This window comes from Micromonospora sp. NPDC050495, from assembly GCF_040655175.1.
Classification (GTDB): domain Bacteria; phylum Actinomycetota; class Actinomycetes; order Mycobacteriales; family Micromonosporaceae; genus Micromonospora.
The window spans coordinates 1-1149 of record NZ_JBFAJK010000132.1 but is presented as its reverse complement, the minus strand read 5'-3'; the positions used below and the strand labels follow the sequence as shown (position 1 = coordinate 1149).

Sequence of the window (1149 nt, the reverse complement as noted above, 5' to 3'; positions counted from 1 at the left end):
CTATATTTAAAAAATTTTTTCATTGAAATATCCTCCATATACCCGAATTGCTAGTTGATTATTTATCCATGACTTGATACCCGATAGAATATCTTAAAGTCTCTGGTTCCAGTGATTTAGCTGATTTTAACAGTAAAGAATACGCTAAAAGTATCATCTCTAATCTCAATTGAAAACCTTGAGGCGAACGACTTTTACAACGCTCAGCTCCTAGATTTGTCAAAAAAGAGAAAACTCGCTCAATCACTTTTCTACGTTTTGAAAAATTAGGGAAAAGGATTTTCTTTTGCTTCATGTTCTTCCTGACAGGTGTAATTAGATCAATTCCTTTTAATTCCAGCCTATCATGCAGTGACTGACCTAGATATCCCATATCTCCAAGGACTGTTGGTGTCCCAAATTGACTCAACACTTCCTCGGTCATTGAACTATCAGCCATTGAAGCAGGAGTAATTGTGTAGTCTATGACATAGCCTGATTCACTGACTAAAGCATGACATTTACATCCATAGAAGTACTGTCCCTTTGTAGCATTGTAGCCAACATTGGCATAATCTCCAAGAACTTTGCTTCTGAAGTTACGAATAGGCTGACACAAAGGAATGGGGAAGCTGTCAATAATGGATACACTCATTCCTTCAACCTCTTTAAAGACGAGTGCTTGGCGAATGACTTGGATACTCGGTAAGAGGGCATTACAACGGCGGACAAAGCGAGAATATTCTAGGAAATTAGGAAATAAACTTTGAGCCAATTGGTGCTTAGCTTTAAGTGTTTCACTAAAATGCAGTACGCCCCATAGGTAACAAGCGATAACTAAGCAATCTGATGTTGCGAGATGGACGTTCTTTCGGTTTTGAACCTCAAGGGGAACACTCGTTTGATAAAGCGTCTCAATGGTTGTCAGTAAATAAACAAAAACTTTTGGAAGTGTGCTATTATAAGTCATATAAGTCGTGCGCTTTCTAATGCTTAGTGGTTTAAGATTAGGATAGCACGACTTATTTATTTTCCAATGAAATTAACTAGCAATTCGGGTTCTATTATACCTCTTTTCATACGTTTTTAGAGGTGCCCTTAACCTAGTAAAATGTTACAATTAAAGTGTCAGGTTACCATTCGAGCGGATGGCAAGTTTCAAGATTTCAT

Annotated in this window: 1 protein-coding gene; it reads right to left on the bottom strand. The window is 37.5% G+C overall.

Annotated features, from left to right (window positions below; translation table 11 throughout):
• Positions 1-58: 58 nt before the first annotated feature.
• Positions 59-949 (bottom strand): IS982-like element ISLll1 family transposase, encoded by an 891-nt coding sequence (locus AB0I11_RS34425; protein WP_357330126.1) that lies wholly within the window; start codon positions 947-949, stop codon positions 59-61.
• Positions 950-1149 lie beyond the last annotated feature (200 nt).